Origin of the sequence: Peteryoungia algae (assembly GCF_030369675.1) — a bacterium.
Lineage (GTDB): Bacteria > Pseudomonadota > Alphaproteobacteria > Rhizobiales > Rhizobiaceae > Allorhizobium > Allorhizobium algae.
In genome coordinates this window covers 1,939,090-1,957,879 of the sequence record NZ_CP128477.1, presented here as the reverse complement: position 1 = coordinate 1,957,879, position 18,790 = coordinate 1,939,090, and the positions used below count along the sequence as shown (strand labels likewise).

At 61.8% G+C, this 18,790-nt stretch carries 11 protein-coding genes; 3 read left to right on the top strand and 8 right to left on the bottom strand.

Annotated elements, in window-relative coordinates:
- Position 1: 1 nt before the first annotated feature.
- From glgB to QTL56_RS09485, 7 genes are all read right to left on the bottom strand, one after another.
- On the bottom strand, positions 2 to 2,215 hold the full coding sequence (gene glgB, locus QTL56_RS09515; protein WP_245136066.1) for a 1,4-alpha-glucan branching protein GlgB: 2,214 nt from the start codon (positions 2,213 to 2,215) through the stop codon (positions 2 to 4).
- Positions 2,215 to 4,677, bottom strand: a complete 2,463-nt coding sequence (locus QTL56_RS09510) for a glycogen/starch/alpha-glucan phosphorylase (RefSeq protein WP_229574578.1) — start codon at positions 4,675 to 4,677, stop codon at positions 2,215 to 2,217. Before QTL56_RS09510 ends, glgB begins: the two co-directional genes overlap by 1 nt.
- Before the next feature lie 261 nt (positions 4,678 to 4,938).
- The gene (locus QTL56_RS09505) at positions 4,939 to 6,147 is read right to left on the bottom strand and encodes a TadE/TadG family type IV pilus assembly protein (protein ID WP_245136067.1); all 1,209 of its coding nucleotides are present in this window, start codon (positions 6,145 to 6,147) and stop codon (positions 4,939 to 4,941) included.
- Between the two features lie 101 nt (positions 6,148 to 6,248).
- On the bottom strand, positions 6,249 to 7,130 hold the full coding sequence (locus tag QTL56_RS09500; protein ID WP_229574576.1) for a transglutaminase family protein: 882 nt from the start codon (positions 7,128 to 7,130) through the stop codon (positions 6,249 to 6,251).
- A gap of 4 nt (positions 7,131 to 7,134) precedes the next feature.
- Positions 7,135 to 9,549: a circularly permuted type 2 ATP-grasp protein gene (locus QTL56_RS09495; RefSeq protein ID WP_229574575.1), complete on the bottom strand. Its 2,415-nt coding sequence runs from the start codon at positions 9,547 to 9,549 to the stop codon at positions 7,135 to 7,137.
- A gap of 4 nt (positions 9,550 to 9,553) precedes the next feature.
- Positions 9,554 to 12,913: a transglutaminase family protein gene (locus QTL56_RS09490; RefSeq protein ID WP_245136069.1), complete on the bottom strand. Its 3,360-nt coding sequence runs from the start codon at positions 12,911 to 12,913 to the stop codon at positions 9,554 to 9,556.
- Positions 12,914 to 13,045: 132 nt separating this feature from the next.
- The gene (locus QTL56_RS09485; RefSeq protein ID WP_245136071.1) at positions 13,046 to 14,473 is read right to left on the bottom strand and encodes a mannose-1-phosphate guanylyltransferase/mannose-6-phosphate isomerase; all 1,428 of its coding nucleotides are present in this window, start codon (positions 14,471 to 14,473) and stop codon (positions 13,046 to 13,048) included.
- Positions 14,474 to 14,783: 310 nt separating this feature from the next.
- On the opposite strand from QTL56_RS09485, the gene QTL56_RS09480 reads away from it, so the two are divergent.
- Both QTL56_RS09480 and QTL56_RS09475 read left to right on the top strand, forming a co-directional pair.
- On the top strand, positions 14,784 to 15,425 hold the full coding sequence (locus QTL56_RS09480; RefSeq protein WP_245136631.1) for a fumarylacetoacetate hydrolase family protein: 642 nt from the start codon (positions 14,784 to 14,786) through the stop codon (positions 15,423 to 15,425).
- 1 nt (position 15,426) lies between these two features.
- Positions 15,427 to 15,852, top strand: a complete 426-nt coding sequence (locus QTL56_RS09475; RefSeq protein ID WP_245136074.1) for a hypothetical protein — start codon at positions 15,427 to 15,429, stop codon at positions 15,850 to 15,852.
- A gap of 129 nt (positions 15,853 to 15,981) precedes the next feature.
- Here the strand turns inward: QTL56_RS09475 and QTL56_RS09470 are convergent, their stop codons facing one another.
- Positions 15,982 to 16,908, bottom strand: coding sequence for a LysR family transcriptional regulator (locus QTL56_RS09470; protein ID WP_245136076.1), 927 nt, complete (start codon positions 16,906 to 16,908; stop codon positions 15,982 to 15,984).
- Positions 16,909 to 17,067: 159 nt separating this feature from the next.
- On the opposite strand from QTL56_RS09470, the gene QTL56_RS09465 reads away from it, so the two are divergent.
- Entirely contained in the window at positions 17,068 to 18,762 is a 1,695-nt protein-coding gene (locus QTL56_RS09465; protein WP_245136077.1) for a GMC family oxidoreductase, read from the top strand.
- Positions 18,763 to 18,790: the final 28 nt, after the last annotated feature.

The following is an 18,790-nucleotide window of genomic DNA, read 5'->3' as shown; positions in this document are numbered from 1 at the left end:
CTTACTGTTCCAATTCCAGCATGATCACGGCCAGCGGCGGCAGGGTCAGACCTGCTCTCGCCCATCCGCTTCCCGTGGCATGCGCCTCCACGCGGCCACCATTACCCTTGCCGCTGCCGCCATAGATCTCGGCATCGGTATTCATTATCTCACGCCAACGGCCGGCCGCAGGCAAGCTCAATTCGTATCGTTCGTGATAGGCCGGCGTCAGGTTGCAGATGACGGCGATCGGCTTTTCGCCGGGCGCCTTGCGCAGCCAGGCGAAGACCGAATTCTCCTGGTCGTCGCCGACGATCCATTCGAACCCTTCACCTTCGCAATCGCGCGCATGCAGTGCCGCCTTCGAGCGGTAGGTGAAGTTCAGATCGCGGACGAGCCGGCGCATGCCCTCATGCGGCGCGTAATCGAGCAGGTTCCAGTCGAGCGAGCGCTCCTCCGACCACTCGCCCCACTGGGCAAATTCCTGGCCCATGAACAGCAGTTTCTTGCCCGGATGGCCCCACATCAATCCGTAATAGGCGCGCAGATTGGCAAATTTCTGCCAGTCGTCGCCGGGCATCTTGGCGATCATCGAACCCTTGCCGTGCACGACTTCGTCGTGGGAAATCGGCAGGACAAAGTTTTCCGAGAAGGCGTAGAGCAGACCGAATGTCAGTTCGTTGTGGTGGTGCTTGCGATAGATCGGGTCTCTGGCGAAATAGCTCAGAGTGTCGTGCATGAAGCCCATGTTCCACTTGAAGCCGAAGCCGAGACCACCCTCATGCACGGGCTGCGACACCTTGGGCCAGGAGGTGCTTTCCTCCGCAATGGTCATGATGCCGGGGTGGCTGCCATAGGCATGGTGGTTCATCTGCTGGAGGAAGCGCACGGCCTCGAGGTTTTCCCGACCGCCATACTCATTTGGGATCCACTCGCCTTCCTTGCGGGAATAATCGAGGTAGAGCATCGAGGCGACGGCATCGACGCGCAGGCCGTCGAGGTGGAATTTCTCGGCCCAGTAAAGGGCATTGTTGATCAGGTAGGACAGGACTTCCTGGCGGCCGAAATTGTAGATCGCCGTGTTCCAGTCCGGGTGGAAGCCCTGGCGCGGGTCGGCATGCTCATAGAGCGCGGTACCATCGAAGTGGCGGAGCCCGTGCGCGTCCGTCGGAAAATGCGCCGGCACCCAGTCGAGGATAACGCCGAGGCCGACCTTGTGGCAGCCGTTGACGAAGCGGGCGAAGCCCTCCGGTTCGCCGAAGCGGGCGCTTGGCGCGTAGAGCCCAGTCGTCTGGTAGCCCCAGGAGGGATCATAGGGGTGCTCGGTGACCGGCATGAATTCGATATGGGTGAAGCCCATGTCGATGCAGTAGGGTATCAGCCGAGCCGCCATTTCGTCCCATGACAGCATGGAGCAATCATCGCGGCGTTGCCACGAGCCCGCATGGACCTCGTAGATGGAGATCGGCTGGCGCCTCTGGTCGATACTCGACCAGTGCTTGCGGTGGTCCTCGTCGTCCCAGACCTGCTCCAGTTCCGGCGTTGTAACCGAGGCATTCTTCGGCCGCAGTTCGGCACGGCGGGCATAGGGATCCGCTTTCAATGGCTGAAGTTCGCCATGCGGGCCGACAATCTCGAACTTGTAGGTGGACCCGGCGCGCACGTCGGGCGCGAAGATTTCCCAGATTCCGGTGTCGCGGCGCAGTCGCATGACGTGGCGGCGACCATCCCAGTCGTTGAAGTCGCCGACGACCGAGACGCGTCGCGCATTGGGAGCCCAGACGGCGAAGTGGAAGCCATCGACGCCCTGATGTTTCATCGGATGGGCGCCCATCTTGTCGAAGAGGCGCAAATGCGATCCTTCGCGGATGAAGTAATCGTCCATCGGCCCCAGAATGGGCCAGAAGCTGTAGGGATCGGTCACTGTCCATTCGGCGTCGCCGCGCGTGGCCCGATAGCGCACCGGCAGGACACCGGCAAGCTTCACAGCACCCGAGAAGAAGCCTGCATCGTGATGCCGGGCCAGCGTGCCGATCTCTTCACCGGCGAGATTGTAGGCGACCACGGTTTCGGCGCCGGGGATAAAGCAGCGGGCGAGGTAGCCTTCGCCGGCCTCGTGGACACCGAGAAAGGAGAAGGGATCGCCATGGGATCCGTGGATGATCGCTTCGATTTCTGTTGCCGACGGTGTGTGCGGCTTCACTTCGTCACCGCTCCTCTTCGGTGATTTTGCCATCAAGCTCTCCAGATGTCCGCGTTGTACTGCCGGATGGTGCGGTCCGACGAGAACCAGCCCATGCGCGCGGTATTGCGGATGGTCTTGGAATACCAGGCGGAAGTATCAGTCCAGATGTCGTCCACCTCACGCTGCGCCTTGGCATAGGCGTCGAAATCGGCGGCAACCATGAACCAGTCATGCTGGTATATGCCCTGCATCAGCTCGGCATAACGGTCGCGGTCGTCAGGCGAAAAGACGCCCGATGCGATCGAGGACAAGGCCTGTTGCAGTTCACGCGACGCATCGATCGCGGCGCGCGGATTGTGCCCCTCGGCTCTCACGCGACCGACCTCGTCTGCGGTCATTCCAAATATCACGATGTTCTCCTCGCCGACATGATCGCGCATTTCGACATTGGCGCCGTCAAGCGTTCCAATCGTCAATGCACCGTTCAACGCGAACTTCATGTTGCCGGTTCCCGACGCTTCCATGCCGGCCGTGGAAATCTGCTCGGAGAGGTCGGCGGCCGGTACCATGACTTCGGCGAGAGAGACGTTGTAATTGGGAATGAAGACGACCTTGAGGAGACCGCGGACCGACGGATCCGTGTTGATGACGCGCGCGACGTCGTTGGCCAGTTTGATGATCAGTTTCGCATTGTGGTAGCTGGGTGCAGCCTTGCCGGCGAAGAGTTTTACGCGTGGTACCCAGTCGCGTTCCGGATGCGAGCGGATCTGGTCGAAGAGGGCGACCGTCTCGATGATGTTCAAGAGCTGGCGCTTGTATTCATGGATGCGCTTGATCTGGATGTCGAACATCGCATGCGGATTGAGCTTGATGCCCATGCGACTGGCAACGAGGCTCGCGAGCTTCTGCTTGTTGGCCAACTTCACCGCCGCGAACTTCTGCTGGAAGGCAGCGTCGTCGGCGAAGGCATCGAGGCCCTTGAGCTTGGTGGCGTCATCGAGGAATTCGGGGCCGATCGCTTCCTTGATCAGGTCTGTCAGATCCGGATTGCACTGCATCAGCCAGCGGCGCGGGGTGATGCCGTTGGTCTTGTTGTTGATCCGCGTCGGATAGAGCTTGTGAAGATCGGAGAAGACCGTCTCCTTCATCAGCTCGGTATGCAGAGCCGATACGCCGTTGATCGAGTGGGAGCCCATGAAGGCGAGATTGCCCATGCGCACACGGCGGTCGCCACTTTCGTCGATCAGCGAGATCTGACGGATCTCGTGATCGGTGAAGCCACGGTTCTTGCGGGCGTCGAGCAGGATCTTGGCATTGATTGCATAGACGAGCTGCATGTGACGCGGCAGGAGGCGTTCGAAGAGCGGCACGGGCCAGCTTTCCAGCGCTTCGGGCAGAAGTGTGTGGTTGGTGTAGGAGAAGGTCTTGGAACAAATCTCCCATGCGTCGTTGAAGGCGACGCCATGGACGTCGACCAGGAGGCGCATGAGTTCGACGACGGAGACGGCCGGGTGGGTGTCGTTGAGCTGGATGGCGACCTTGTCGGGCAACTGCGCGAGCGTGTTGCCCTGCTGCAGGTGGCGGCGGACGATGTCCTGGAGGGAGGCCGAACAGAAGAAGAATTCCTGGCGCAGGCGCAGTTCCTGACCGGCAGATGTCGCATCGGCCGGATAGAGGACCCGGGTCAGGGATTCGGCCTTGTTGCTCTCGCGCAGAGCGCCGATGTGGTCACCGGCGTTGAATGCGTCGAGCAGGATCGGGTCGATCGGTTGCGCCGACCACAGGCGCAGCGTGTTGACACGTTCGCCGCGCCAGCCGACAGCCGGCGTATCGAAGGCGGTCGCGATGACGCGCTCGCCCTGTTTCCAGACGTAACGGGGCTCGCCGTCGGGGCCTTCTGTCGTCTCGACCGTGCCGCCATAGCCGACTTCATAGGAGCTTTCGCGGCGTTCGAATTCCCAGGGATTGCCGTGGGCGAGCCAGCTTTCCGGCAGTTCGACCTGCCAGCCTTCTGCCATCTGCTGGCGAAACAGTCCGTGGACATAACGAATGCCATAGCCATAGGCGGGGATGTTGACCGTTGCCATGCTTTCCATGAAGCAGGCCGCCAGACGTCCAAGTCCGCCATTTCCGAGTGCTGCATCCGGCTCGAGGCCGGCGATCACGTCGAATTCGACAGAGAGCGACTGGAGTGCAAGCCGCATGTCGTCGATGAGGCCGAGGTTCGACATCGCATCGCGCAGCAGGCGGCCGATGAGGAATTCGAGCGAGAGATAATAAACCCGCTTGCCGTTGTTCATGTAGGTGTTGCGGGTGGATTCCATCCACTTGTCGATGATGCGGTCGCGGACCACGAGAATGGTGGCGGTCAGCCAGTCATGCGGTGTGGCGACCTTGGCATCCTTGCCGATGCTGTAGGTCAGCTTTTCCATGATCTCGCCGGCCAAGGCATCCGGATCGGAAACTTCGCGCTTGGGAAGGGGAAGGTCGACTTTGTGGGGAGTCTTGATCATCGGTCCGCCTGGCGTTGCTCGTTTCTCCGGGCGGCTCCGATGCAATCGCAGGCGCCGAACCCTGGGACGGCAGTTTACGCATCGAAATGGAACAGTTGCAACAGCGGCGAGCGGGCGCGGAGAAAATTGTTCAAGCGGGCAGCATGGCATGCAAATTCTTGAATTTATTCTTTTATCCCGACATTGCGAACATACGATAAGACCGCAGTCGAGATGACTGCGGTCGAATTTTCAGAAAAATCCAAAACGTTTTGGATGTGGTCAGTTGGTGAGGCGGGTCGAGGCCTGTACCGCCTTGTCGCCGATCTCCTTGAAAGCCGCGACCAGCTCGGCAGCATCCTGTGCGTCGTAGTAGTGCGACGTGCTTGTCGCGCAGTATTCGAGGAGCGCCTGACCCTTGCTCGGGGCCATGAAGGCGACGGTGAAAATCTCAACGCCGGCCTTCTTGGCGCTCTCGCAGGTCGCCTTGGTCTTCGTGTCGGCGCTCGACTGGTTGTTGTCGCCATCGGTCATGAAGACGATGAACTTGCTTGGAACCTGGCCATTCTTGTTCTTATGCGCCGTGTCCTCGGACGACTTTATGACGTCGGTATAGGCACGGGCCATCGCATCGGACGAGTCCGTTCCGCCGCTGGCTACGAGCGCCTGAACATAACTCAATGTATGCGCGCTGCCCCAATTGAATGAAGCAGGGGTATACATCTTTGCCTCATACGCGACTGCCGCGGTGCGAACATACTTGCTCTCGGGGTCAGCCGTGGTCAACTGCGTCGTCAGATTGGCAACGGCCAGTTTGAGCGCATCGATTTTGACGACGTAGTTGGTCGCCTGGTAGCTGCAGGTTTTCTTGTTTCCGCAGCTGTAATAAACGGTCTTGGTCGGCTGTGCCTCGTTCACCATCGTGGTATCCCAGGCCATCGATCCGGATCGGTCGAGCACCAGATACATCGACAGGGCATTTTTGCTTTCGGTGGTGGCTTGGGCCGAGGCCGTGACCCCCAGTGTCACTTCCTTCCAGCCCAGAAGACCGGTCAAGCCATTGGTCGGCATGACGTAGGATGTCGACAGGGTCACGTCGAAAGTCTTGCCGGATGAGCTGGACTTTCGCTCGACGTTACCGACCGCGCCTGCAAGCGGGTCCTCGTCGGCGGGGATGTCGGAGCTGTCACCGCTGGCGCCCGGAACGACATTGTAGAACTGGGCCTTCATGAACTTGCGCGCCAGTTCGAGAGCGGCCTCGTCCGACAGGTTGTCATTCTTGGCCAGCGCGTTGGCTGCCGAGAGAACGGCGGAATCGGCCGAGTCCTGCAGGGCGGCGCGCACCTGGACCATTCTGTTGTAGTCCATCGCAACCCCGGCGGTCGCGGCGACGACCGGAATGATTATGGCGGTCGTAATGCCGAAATTGCCGGCCCGGTCGCTCAAGAATCGGGAGACGATCGATTTTTTCTGTCTGTCAGGTTTCGTCATCATGTCCATCCAACATCAGCGTTTGGAAGGTTATAGACCGGGACCTGTTGCGATCCGTTTAAGCTGATCGCTAAAATTCGATGCAACGATGCTCTATTGCCCTATTGCCGGACAGGAATGACATCCACCGCCTGATCCGTCTGATGACTGCCATAGCTCTTCAACACGCCGATGACGGGTGCCACATCGGCGTAATCGCGCCCGTAGCCAACCACGATATGGTCCGTTCCGGCGGCGATGTCATTGGTCGGGTCGAGTTCCAGCCAGCCGGTCAGCTTGCCGCACCAGACCCTCACCCAGGCATGCATGGCGTCGGCACCCTCCAGCCGCTCCTTGCCAGGAGGCGGAATGGTCCGCAGGAAACCGCTGACATAGCCCGAGGGAATGCCCAGGCTGCGCAGGGCGACGATCATCACATGGGAAAAATCCTGGCAGACGCCATGCTTGCTTGCGAAGGCCTCGGCCGGCGTCGTGTCGACCGTGGTCGCCTCGGCATCGTATTTGAAGTCCTTGTGGATGCGGCTGCAGAGCGTCTCGGCGATCTGGCGCACGGTCATGCTTGGCTTCAGCATGGATTGCACATAGGCCGAGATCGCCTTGTCGCGGGGCAGGCGCGGGCTGGTGCCGAGAAAATGGTGCGGCGATTCGGCGTCCAGCGACCAGGTCTCGGCTATCTCCTGCGGAAGGCTGTCGAGCAGCGGCGAGAAGTCGGCGGTCATCGGCTGGGGCTGAACCAGGACGCGGGCCTGCATGCGGATGTCGAGCTTTTCATGGGGTCCGCGCAGGATGGCGTGGCTCGCGGGATGGCGGAAGAAGTCGTTGAATGTCGTGATCTCGTCGGGCTCCGGCGTCACCTTTATGGCACCGGCGATGAGCCGCTGGCGATCCGGCAGAGACAGCGGCAGCAGGCGCAGCATGTGGTGGGCCCCGGTGGCCGGGACCTCGTAGCGATAGCCGATATGGAGCGAGAGGTCGTAGAGCATGGCCTCAGCTCAGATAGGTCTGGGCGAGGATGTCGGAGAACTTCTCCAGTTCCCGCTCCAGATTGGTGTAGACCTCGGCCGACATGCCCTCTGGCGTCATGACCGCCAGGCCCGAATGCAGACGCATGGCCTCGCGGAAAAGGCTCGACATCTGGCCGTTGACCATGGCGTTCGGCAGTTGCTCGACCTCGATGCGAATTTCGTTGAGCTGGAAGAGGATCGAGCGCGGGTTGAGAGGGTCGAGTGCGAGGAGGTCGGTCACCGTCAGGCGTGCCGTCGAGACGTTGTAACGTCGACGGTGGGTCATGACGTTGTCGCCGATCTCCAGGAGCATGTCGAGCGCGCCATCCGGAGCGTCCGGACCGGTCATGTGGCCAAGCAGGCGGGTCATGTGCAGGCAGCGTTCCAGCAGACGGCCGATCGTCAGGAAGCGCCAGCCGGTGAAACGGTACATGTTTTCGTGCACCAGACCGGCGAAGCCCGCAAGCTTGCGCAGGAGGATGGTCATGGCATGCGCCGCGTCGTCACCCGGCTTCACCTTCTCGTGGAAGCGCTTGGAGGTCTTCGACAGGTCGTTCAGTGCCAGCCATCCATCCGGTGAGAAGCGGTCGCGGATGTTGCTCGCGGAATAAACAGCGCTGTCGATGTTGCGCAGCAGGCTTTCCGGCACGCCCGACTGGGTGTCGACGTCGATGTTCGAGAGATACTCGCTGACAAAGGCGAGCAGCGGCTGATCCGGATTGGCGCTCTCGGCATAGCGCGCATGCCAGGCGCGCATGATGCGCAAGACACCTTCGCCGCGCTCGATGTATCGGCCGAGCCAGAAGAGGTTGTCGGCAGCTCGGCTCGGCAGACTGCCGGGCATATTGCGGGTGAACGTTTCCTCGTCCGGCAGCAGGGAGGTTCGGTCGACCGGCTTGTCGGAGACAATCCAGACATCGGCAGCATTGCCGCCGGACTGCATGGCAATCGCCGAGACATCGGATCCGCTGCCGATGCGCGCGAAGCCGCCCGGCATGATCTGCCAGCCATTTTTCGTGCGGGCGGCGAAGACGCGCAGCGACATCGGTCGCGGCGTCAGCTTGCCATCGACGATGGCCGGTGTCGTCGACAGGGTGACCACTTCCTGGCCGACAAGATTGCCGGCTTCCGTTTCCAGCCACTCGGCGGTGGTGCGTCCCTGCGGGTCCTTGTAGCGCGATCCCATCACGGATCGCCCGCCGTCGTCGAAGAAGGGCAGACGGGAGAAGGCCGAACCGATGACCATGCGGTCGAGATGGTTTGCCACGTGTTCGCGTTCTGCCTTCTGTCCACACCACCATGTGGCGACCGAGGGAAGCTTCAGCTCTTCGCCGAGCAGATGGCGCGAGAGGGTGGGCATGAAGGCAAGCAGCGCGCGAGTTTCGAGAATGCCGGAGCCGAGTGCGTTGACGAAGGTGACGGCGCCGTTGCGCAAGGCCTCCACCATGCCGGGCGTGCCGATATAGGAATTCTGATCGAGTTCGAGCGGATCCGCGAAGGCGGCATCCAGGCGGCGCCATAACACGCTGACGGGCTTGAGGCCGGCGACGGTTCGGACCATCACCCGGCCGTTGACGACGGTCAGATCCTCACCTTCGAGCAGCATGATGCCGAGATAGCGGGCGATATAGGCGTGCTCGAAATAGGTCTCGTTGGCCGGGCCCGGCGACAACACGGCGATACGTTCATCGCTGTTGCGGGTGCGTGCCTGCAGCGCCTTGCGGAAGGCGCCGAAGAAGGAGGCAAGGCGATGAACATGCGTCTCGGCATAGATGTCGGAGAAGGCGCGTGCCGTCGCGACCCGGTTTTCGAGCGCAAAGCCGGCCCCGGACGGGGCCTGGGTCCGGTCGGCGAGAACCCACCAGTTGCCGTCAGGGCCACGGCCGATCTCGAACGAACAGAAATGCAGGTAGTGGCCACCGGCCGGTTTGATGCCAACGAGCGGCCGAAGGAATTCGGGATTGGAGGCGATCAGCTGCGGCGGCAGGAACCCTTCCTGCACGAGCCTGTTTTCGGAGTAGATGTCGGCGACAACGGCTTCCAGCAGGTTCGCGCGCTGCACCAGACCTTCGCCCAGAGCCTGCCATTCGGCATCCGAGATTATCACCGGGATATGGGAGAAGGGCCAGGCCCGCTCGCTCGACCCACCAGAACCATAGGCGCGGTAGAAGACGCCGGCATCACGCAGGTAGCGATCGGCCCGGGCGAATCGTTCGTGCAGTTCGTGTTCCGGCATCGTGTCGATGGCCGAGACCAGCGCCTGCCAGACAGGCCGCACATTGCCCTGTGTATCGAGCATCTCATCGGCAGCGCCCGCCAGCGCGCGATAGCCGGCCGTGTGGGCCTCGCTTTTCGGCGGGTCTGGCGGGGAAAGCTCCGCTGCCGTCTTTTGTGCCATCAGATCAGATACCTTGCGGTCGTCTCAGGTCCAAAGTGTGTGGAAACTCCGGCGACACGGTTTCGGGCCATAGGGGATAGGAGCCGGCTGTATGGCCCCAAGGCTCGAAACGTGCAAGCCGACGGGCTTCCGCTTCATTCCCATTCACAGGGAAAGTGTCATAGGTCCGGCCTCCAGGGTGTGCGACGTGGTAAACGCAGCCCCCGATCGACCGGGCAGACCATGTATCATAGATGTCGAATGTTAGCGGTGTGTTGACGGGCAGAACCGGATGCAGGCCGGAGGCCGGCTGCCAGGCCTTGTAGCGTACGCCGCCGACTGCCACACCATTCACGTCAGACTTGCGCAGCGGAACCTGGCGCCCGTTGCAGGCCACGACGAAGCGTTCGGGATTGGCTGTCTCCAGCTGCACCTGCAGGCGTTCGACAGACGAGTCCACGTAACGGACCGTGCCGCCGGGCGCGCCTTCCTCGCCCATGACATGCCAGGGTTCCAGCGCCTGGCGCAGCTCGAGTTTCGATCCCTCGTAGGTAACTTCTCCGACGAAGGGAAAGCGGAATTCGAGCTGGGCTGCAAACCATTCCGGCTTGAAGTCGAAACCGTTCTCGCGCAGGTCCGCCAGGACTTCGAGGAAGTCCAGCCAGAGATAATGCGGCAGCATGAAGCGGTCGTGCAGGCTCGTTCCCCAACGGACGAAACGACCACCGATGGGATTTCTCCAGAAGCGGGCGATCAGGGCGCGGACCAGCAATTGCTGGGCAAGCGACATGCGCGCATTCGGCGGCATCTCGAAGCCTCGGAACTCGACGAGGCCGAGACGACCGGTCGGGCCATCCGGCGAGAACAGCTTGTCGATGCAGATTTCCGAGCGGTGGGTGTTGCCGGTGACATCGATCAAGAGGTTCCGGAACAGGCGATCGACGAGCCAGGGCAGGGGGGCTTCCTCACCGCTTGCCGGCATCGGCACCTGGGCCATGGCGATTTCCAGCTCGTAGAGGCTGTCATGGCGGGCTTCATCGAAGCGCGGCGCCTGGCTGGTCGGGCCGATGAACATGCCGGAAAACATGTAGGACAAGGCCGGGTGACGCTGCCAGTGCAGGATCAGGCTCTTGAGCAGGTCGGGACGGCGCAGGAAGGGGCTGTCGGCGGGATTGGCGCCGCCGACCACGACATGGTTGCCACCGCCCGTTCCGGTGTGGCGGCCGTCGATCATGAACTTGTCGGCGCCGAGACGGGTCTGGCGTGCCTCTTCATAGATTGTGTTGGTCGTCGCCACACAGTCCTGCCAGCTTTCGGCCGGGTGAATGTTCACCTCGATGACACCCGGGTCGGGTGCCACGCGGATGACGTTGATGCGCTCGTCCTGCGGGGGGGCGTAACCTTCGATGTGAACGGGCAGGCCAAGACCGCGGGCAGCCGTTTCGGCTGCTGCCACCAATTCGAGATAGTCCTCGACTTCTTCGACGGGTGGCATAAACACGCAGAGGCGCCCATCGCGAGCCTCGACGCTCATCGCGGTGCGCACTGCCCCTCTGATGTCCTCGACCGATCCGGCGATGGTCTGTTCGTTGCGGTCCTGCTGGGGCTCGCCGGTCCTGCGGGAGATTTCCGGCATGGCGCGCCCTTCGCGCACAACCGGGCCGAAATCGCGCGGGGCGAAATCCGGCAGGGGCGTGCGCAGGACCGAGGGATCGGTGGTGTGGATGTAGGGATACTCCGAAGGCGGCACATAGGGCAGCGTCCCGAGCGGCATTCGAAAGCCGATCGGGCTGTCTCCCGGGATGAGGAAGATCTTGCCGCGGCGCGTGCGCCATTTCTCGCTGACCCAGCGTCGGCCAGCAGCCTTGGCATTCCAGGCCTGGACCGGCAGGATGTAGCCGGTCGGGTTCGTCAGGCCGCGCTCGAAGACCTTGGCGATGCGGGCGCGCTCTTCCGGGCTTTCGAGCTTGGAATTCGAGGGATCGACATTCTCGGGCAGGCTGCCCTCCTTGATGATCCATTCGGCCGGATCCTCGAAGGCCGGGATGATCATCTCGGTTTCGATCTCGAGCTCCGCTGCGATCCCCGCCATCAGGGCTTGCGCCTGTTCGTGGGTGACGCCCGTATCCTTCTCTTCGGCGGCGATCAGCGCCGGATCATGCCAGATCGGCTTGCCGTCCTTCCGCCAGTAGAGCGAGAAGGTCCAGCGCGGCAGGCTTTCGCCCGGATACCATTTGCCCTGGCCATAATGCAGGAAGCCCCCGGGGGCGAATTTTTCGCGCAGCCGGCGGATGAGCTGATCGGCGAGGTCGCGCTTGGTCGGACCGACGGCATCGGTGTTCCATTCGGCGGACTGGAAGTCGTCGATCGATACGAATGTCGGCTCGCCGCCCATGGTGAGGCGCACATCATGTGCCTTCAGGTCACCGTCGACCTTGAGGCCGAGCGCGTTCAGGGCGTCCCAGCTGTCGTCGGAGAATGGCTTGGTGATGCGCGGATGTTCGGCGACGCGTTTCACCTGCATGTCGAAGGCGAATTCTGTATTGGCCTGGCCGACATAGCCGCCGGAGATCGGTGCTGCGTTCTTGAAATGCGGGGTCGCAGCCAGCGGAATGTGGCTTTCCCCCGTCAAAAGGCCAGAGGTCGGATCAAGGCCGATCCAGCCGGCGCCGGGGATGTAAACTTCCGCCCAGGCATGCAGGTCGGTGAAGTCGACCTCGGTGCCGGATGGCCCATCAAGCGCCTTCAGATCAGGTGCGAGCTGGATGAGGTAGCCGGAGACGAAGCGGGCGGCAAAACCGAGACGGCGCAGGATCTGGACGAGCAGCCAGCTTGAATCGCGGCAGGAGCCGCGCGCCGAGGTGAGCGTTTCCTCGGGCGTCTGGACGCCTGGCTCCATGCGGATCACATAGCCCACGTCGTGCTGCAGCCGGGCGTTCAGCCCCACCACCATGTCGATCGTGCCCTGGCCGGGCGTCGTGTCGACGGTGGACATGAAGACATCCAGCGCTGGAGACGAAGGTTCCGGCGTCATGTAGATCTTCAGGTCGTCGCGCAGGTCTTCGGGGTAGTCGAAGGGCCATTTGACCGCGATTTCCTCGGTGAAGAAGTCGAAGGGATTGTAGACCGTCATGTCGGCGACCAGATCGACTTCGATCTTGAACTCGGTGACCGGGTCCGGGAAGACGAAGCGGGCGAGATAGTTGCCGTAGGGGTCCTGCTGCAGGTTGACGAAGTGGTTCTCGGGCGTGACCTTCAAGGAATGCGAGAGAACCTTGGTCCGGGAATGGGCGGCAGGCTTCAGCCGGATGATCTGCGGTCCGAGCTGGACCGGGTTGTCATAGGTGTAGTGGGTGAGATGATAGATGCTTGCCTTGATTGACATACGGTACCACTTCGCTGTTCGCCCTGCCGCTTTTTCCGGCTTGCATCGATCTTGTGCAATGCAGCGCCATAAAGCAAGCGGCCCGGACGGTTGAAGCCGCCGGGCCGCCATGATGCGGTGTATGATCCGATGTCAGCTGCGGCCGAATTCATCGACCAGACGGATGATGTCATCCTCGCCGAGATAGGAGCCGGTCTGCACCTCAATCACCTCGAGCCGGATCTTGCCGGGGTTGGCGAGGCGGTGCACGGAGCCCTGCGGAATATAGATCGACTGGTTCTCGTGCAGGACGGTGACCTTGTCGTCGATCGTCACTTCCGCCGTGCCGCGCACGCAGACCCAGTGTTCTGCGCGGTGGTGATGCTTTTGCAGCGAGAGCTTCTTTTCCGGATGGACGAAGAGGCGCTTCACCTGGAAACGGTCGCCGTTGAGGATCGAGGTGTAGCCACCCCAGGGACGCAGCGCTGTCGGGTGGTTCTCGGTCAGGTGCGCCGTCTTCTCATTTGCGGCGAGCATCTTGACGAGATTGCCGACCTCCTGGGCCCGATCGAGGCGGCCGACATAGACGGCATCTTCGGAGGCGATGACGGCAACACCGTCCATGCCCTGAACAGCGAGATGGGCGTTGCGCGACATGACGAGCGAATTTGTGGTGTCGGAGACGGTGGCGTTGCCGTTCACCACATTTCCGTTCTCGTCGCCTTCGGCGAGCTTCCAGATCGCGTCCCAGCTGCCAAGGTCCGACCAGGTGATCGGCGAGGGCACGACAGCGGCGTTCGGGGTCTTTTCCATGATCGCATAGTCGATGGAGATGCTGGGGCTTTCAGCAAAGCTTTCCCCGTCGAGGCGGGTGAAGTCGAGGTCGCCCTTGGCGTTCTCGACCGATTTCTCGACGGCAGCCAGGACTTCCGGCGCCAGTTCCTGCAGTTCTGCGATCATCTGGCCGGCGGAAAAGACAAACATGCCGGAGTTCCAGGCATAGTTGCCGCTGGCCAGCATTTCCTCTGCGACTTCCGCATTGGGCTTCTCGACGAAACGCGAGACCGTGTGCACGCCGTTGCCGACGTCCGCGCCGATCTCGATGTAACCGTACCCGGTCGCAGGTTCGGTTGGCGTGATGCCGAAGGTGACGATCTTGCCGTTTCGGGCGGCGGATGCGGCCTTTTGAACGCAGGCACGATAGGTGTCGTCGACGGTGATCTCATGGTCGGAGGGCAGGATCTGGATGAGGGTGTCGCTGCCATGGCGCTGGCTGACGATGACGGCGGCAGCGGCGACGGCAGCTGCCGTGTTGCGTGCCTCCGGCTCCAGGATGATGCCGTCGAGCTTGACGCCGAGTTCACGCGCCTGTTCGGCCACCAGGAAGCGGAAGTCCTCGTTGGTGACGACGATCGGCGCGTCATAGATCGCTTCGTCGGAGACGCGGGCCAAGGTCTTCTGCAGCAAGGTCTCGTCGCCGAGGAAACGGATGAACTGCTTGGCGGCGGCTGCGCGCGACAATGGCCAGAGACGGGTTCCCTTGCCGCCGGCCATGATGACCGGCACGATCTTGATGCTCATTTTTTCTTGCCTTTCGATGTCTTGCCGGAGCGAGAGGTCTTCGCTTCTCGCTCTGTTCGACGGATCTGCTTACGCATTATGCAACGCGGTCGCGGCAGATTTGTTACATGTTTGTGCCGATGTTCCAAGCCTGTCGCAAGATTGTCTTTGCTGATCACGGCTGATGCACAAGTCGTTGCAGGTGGGTATGATGGCCGCGTCGCGGTCCTTTATTGCGGCCATCCCTGTTTCCATCCGAAGAGAGTGTGTCTTGCCCGCTTCCCGTCCCCTGTTCACCGTTCCATCCGCGCCACACGTTCCGATCCTCGGGATGGAGGACGGCTTTCCGATCCACCGCATCTTCTGTGTGGGACGCAATTACGCGGCGCATGCCGCAGAGCTCGGCAACACTGTTGATCGTGTCGCCCCTTTCTATTTCACCAAGCCGCCGACAGGGCTCGTTCTCGAAGGCGGCACAATCGCCTATCCGCCGGGAACGGAGGACTATCACCACGAGATCGAGCTTGTGATCGCGATCGGTGCACCCGCCTTCCGGGTCTCCACCGACGAAGCCATGACGGCCGTGTTCGGCTATGCGGTGGGGCTCGACATGACGCGGCGTGACCTGCAGCAGGTGATGAAGGACAAGCAGCGGCCCTGGGATATCGCCAAGGCCTTTGAAGACTCGGCTGTCATCGGCGCGATCACGCCGGCTGCGGAATTTAAGCCTGGAGCGCAGCGGATCTCGCTTCTCGTCAATGATCGGCTGCGCCAGGAGGGGCAGCTCTCCGACATGATCTGGTCAGTGCCTGAAATCGTCAGTCATCTCTCGCGCTACTATCATCTGACGCCTGGTGACTTGATCTTTACCGGCACACCGTCGGGTGTCGGTGCACTCCAGCCGGGCGACCGGCTCGCCGGTGCCGTCGAAGGGCTTTCGCCGATCACGGTCAGCATCGGCCCGGCGGCCTGACATGGCTCTCCCGGGGGAAGGACAGGGCCTGGCGCTGGTGCCAGGCCGTGAATGTGGCAGCTGTTCGCTCTGCTGCATCCTTCCCGACATCGCAGAATTCGACAAACCGGCGAACCAGCCCTGCCGCCATTGCCTGCCCGGTGGCGGCTGTGATGCCTATGCCGCGCGGCCCGCGACCTGTCGCGATTTCTACTGCCTCTGGCGCATCGATCCGACGCTTGGGCCCGAATGGGAGCCGCGCGTGAGCCGGATGATGCTGTATGCGCAAGGGGCGCAGCTGACGGTGCTGGTGGAGCCGGCGGCGGGCGCGAAGTGGCGAGATGCGCCTTATATCGACTTGCTTGAGGAGAGGGCGCGGACGCTGAAGGCTGAGGGGGGCTATGTCGTGGTCTATGCGGGGGAGGATGTGGCGGTGGTGAAGGGGTGAGTTGCAGGGGAGATGCAAGTTCGGCCGGCCAGTCGATCATGAGTTCTTTCGAGAGCGGCCTGCGAGCGCAACAACACTTTCTCTGCTCTTCCTGCGCCGTCATGGAGACGCCGGTCCCCGTTGCTGCAATCAGCCCCAAACACGCCTGATTGCCTCCATTGCGGCCAGTATCGTTGGATCTGCGGAGCGCGCCCTCAAGGAGAGAAAGCTCAGCTTAGTAGGAATCTTGACGTTTTCCGCGATGACGAGACCGTTCGACTGCTGTTCGTGAAGGGCGATGGACTCGCGACAGAGACTGAGTCCCACCCCTGTCCGCACCATGGCAAGCATTGATGTTTCCTGGTCCACATGGGCAACCACATTCTGTCGCAGGCCCAGATCTGCGAATAGGCGCGACAGCAAACGATTGTGAACGGAAGCCGGCGGCGTGCCGATCCAGGGGAGCGATGCCAGCTGTCTCCAGTCTGCGCCACGCACGAGGCTTGCGAAGGATGGCGGGGCGACAACCCGGTAGGTCAGCTGCGCCAGTTCCCGCGAATCGAACAAGGGGGCGGCCGCCTCTCCCGCGATGTCCGAGGAGGGCTCATGGTATCTTGGGTCGCCGAGATAGAAGCCGGCATCGAGCTCATTTCGCCTCAGCCCCTCCGGTACCTCGCCGCTCATCCCGTGGCGCAGTGTGGTTTCAATGCCCGGCCCGTGCTCGATAAGCGCTTTCAGGAAGGCGCCCAATCGGGTGAACTCGGGATCGATGATCGTGCCGATCCGCAGTTTCCCTCGAACGCGCGTCGACAGATGCCCGGCCGTCTGGCCGAAATCCGTGAGCGCTGCCAGCACCTGTTCCGCTTTGGCGGCGAGCAGGGCTCCGTCCTGGGTCAGTTCCAGGCCGGAAGAGGTCCGCCGGAACAGCGTTACGCCCGTATCCGCGGCAAGTCGTTTCAACTGGAGGGTGACAGCCGGCTGGGTGACATGCATCTGCTCTGCCGCACGCGTCACGTTGCCTTCCCGTGCAACGGCGGCGAATGCCTTCAATGTTCTCAAGTCGATCGATGGTGGCATATTAATTCTGCTTATGATGCCTTGCGTTATTTGTCATTAGATTCCCGGCTTGTTTCTACGTTAATGCTGAGAGCAAGCGGGGTGGGAGTGTGGCATGCCAAGGAATGATGCGAGATTTGCTCCGTGTAGAGTGTGGCATCGCGACCGGAGGGCGAGCCCATGACCCGTGGCGCTTCACGTCCGTCGGATGACGTTTTTGATTATATCATCGTGGGCGGTGGCTCTGCAGGATGTCTGATCGCAAATCGTCTCAGCCGCGATCCGGCAATCCGTGTCTTGCTGCTGGAGGCGGGCCGGAAGGACGACTATCTCTGGATCCATATCCCGGTCGGCTATCTCTATTGCATCGGCAATCCGCGTACCGATTGGCTTTTCAAAACCGAGCCCGATGCCGGCCTGAACGGTCGGTCTCTGCGTTATCCGCGCGGCAAGACGCTTGGCGGCTGCTCCTCGATCAATGGCATGATCTATATGCGCGGCCAGGCGCGTGATTTCGACGGCTGGGCGACCACCACCGGCGACGACGCCTGGTCCTGGCAGAACTGCCTGCCCGACTTCAAGGCGCATGAGGATCATTTCCGGCTGGATGACGGCGCGGACCCGAAAACCGGCGACAACAGCCGCTTTTCAGATATGCACGGTCACGGCGGCGAATGGCGGATCGAAAAGCAGCGCCTGCGGTGGGACATTCTCGAATCCTTCGCCGAGGCTGCAGTCGAGGCCGGCATTCCTCGCTCCGAAGATTTCAACAGTGGCGACAATGAGGGCGTCGGCTATTTCGAGGTCAATCAGCGCTCCGGCTGGCGGTGGAACACGTCGAAGGCCTTCTTGCGCCCGGCAAAGGGGCGCCCCAATCTCAGCGTCTGGACCCAATCCCATGTGGAGCGACTGATCCTTGAAACGTCGGGGTCGGGCCGCAAGCGGTGCGCGGGTGTGGTGGTTCAGCGGCAAGGGCGCAGTGTGCAAGTTCGGGCGCGTCGGGAAGTCATCCTGTCCGCCGGCGCAATCGGCTCGCCGCAGCTCCTGCAATTGTCGGGTATCGGTCCGGCCGGGCTTCTGAAGCAGCATGGCATCGAGGTTGCGCATGATCTGCCGGGCGTCGGCGAGAACCTGCAGGACCATTTGCAGATCCGCACGGTCTTCAAGGTCGGCAAAGCGAAAACCTTGAATACGCTGGCGGGCAGTGTTTTCGGCAAGGCGATGATCGGGCTTGAATATGTGCTGAAGCGCAGTGGCCCGATGAGCATGTCGCCCTCGCAACTCGGCGCTTTCACCCGCTCGGATGATAGCCAACCTCACGCCAACCTGGAATATCATGTCCAGCCGCTCAGTCTGGATGCTTTCGGCGAGCCATTGCACACCGTTCCTGCCTTCACCGCGAGCGTCTGCAATCTCAATCCGACAAGTGTCGGCAGCGTGCGCATTCGCTCGGCCGATTTCTCGGATGCGCCGGCCATCGCGCCGAACTACCTGAGCACCGAGGAAGACCGGAAAATTGCTGCGGACAGCTTGAGACAGGTCCGTAAAATCGTCGCACAGCCGGCGCTGGCGAAATACAAGCCCGAGGAATGGAAGCCGGGGATCCAGTACCAGACGGACGAGGAACTCGCGACGCTCGCCGGTGATATCGCCAGCACGATCTTCCATCCTGTCGGAACGACCAGGATGGGGCGACACGACGACCCGATGGCAGTCGTCGACAGCCGGTTGCGGGTGCGGGGAATTTCCGACCTGCGCGTCGTTGATGCCGGGGTCATGCCGAACATCACCAGCGGCAACACCAATGCACCGACTTTGATGATTGCCGAAAAAGCGGCCGCTTTTATTCTTCAGGACGCTGCCGAAAACGCGTGACGCGCTGGCAAGTCCCGGACTCAATCAG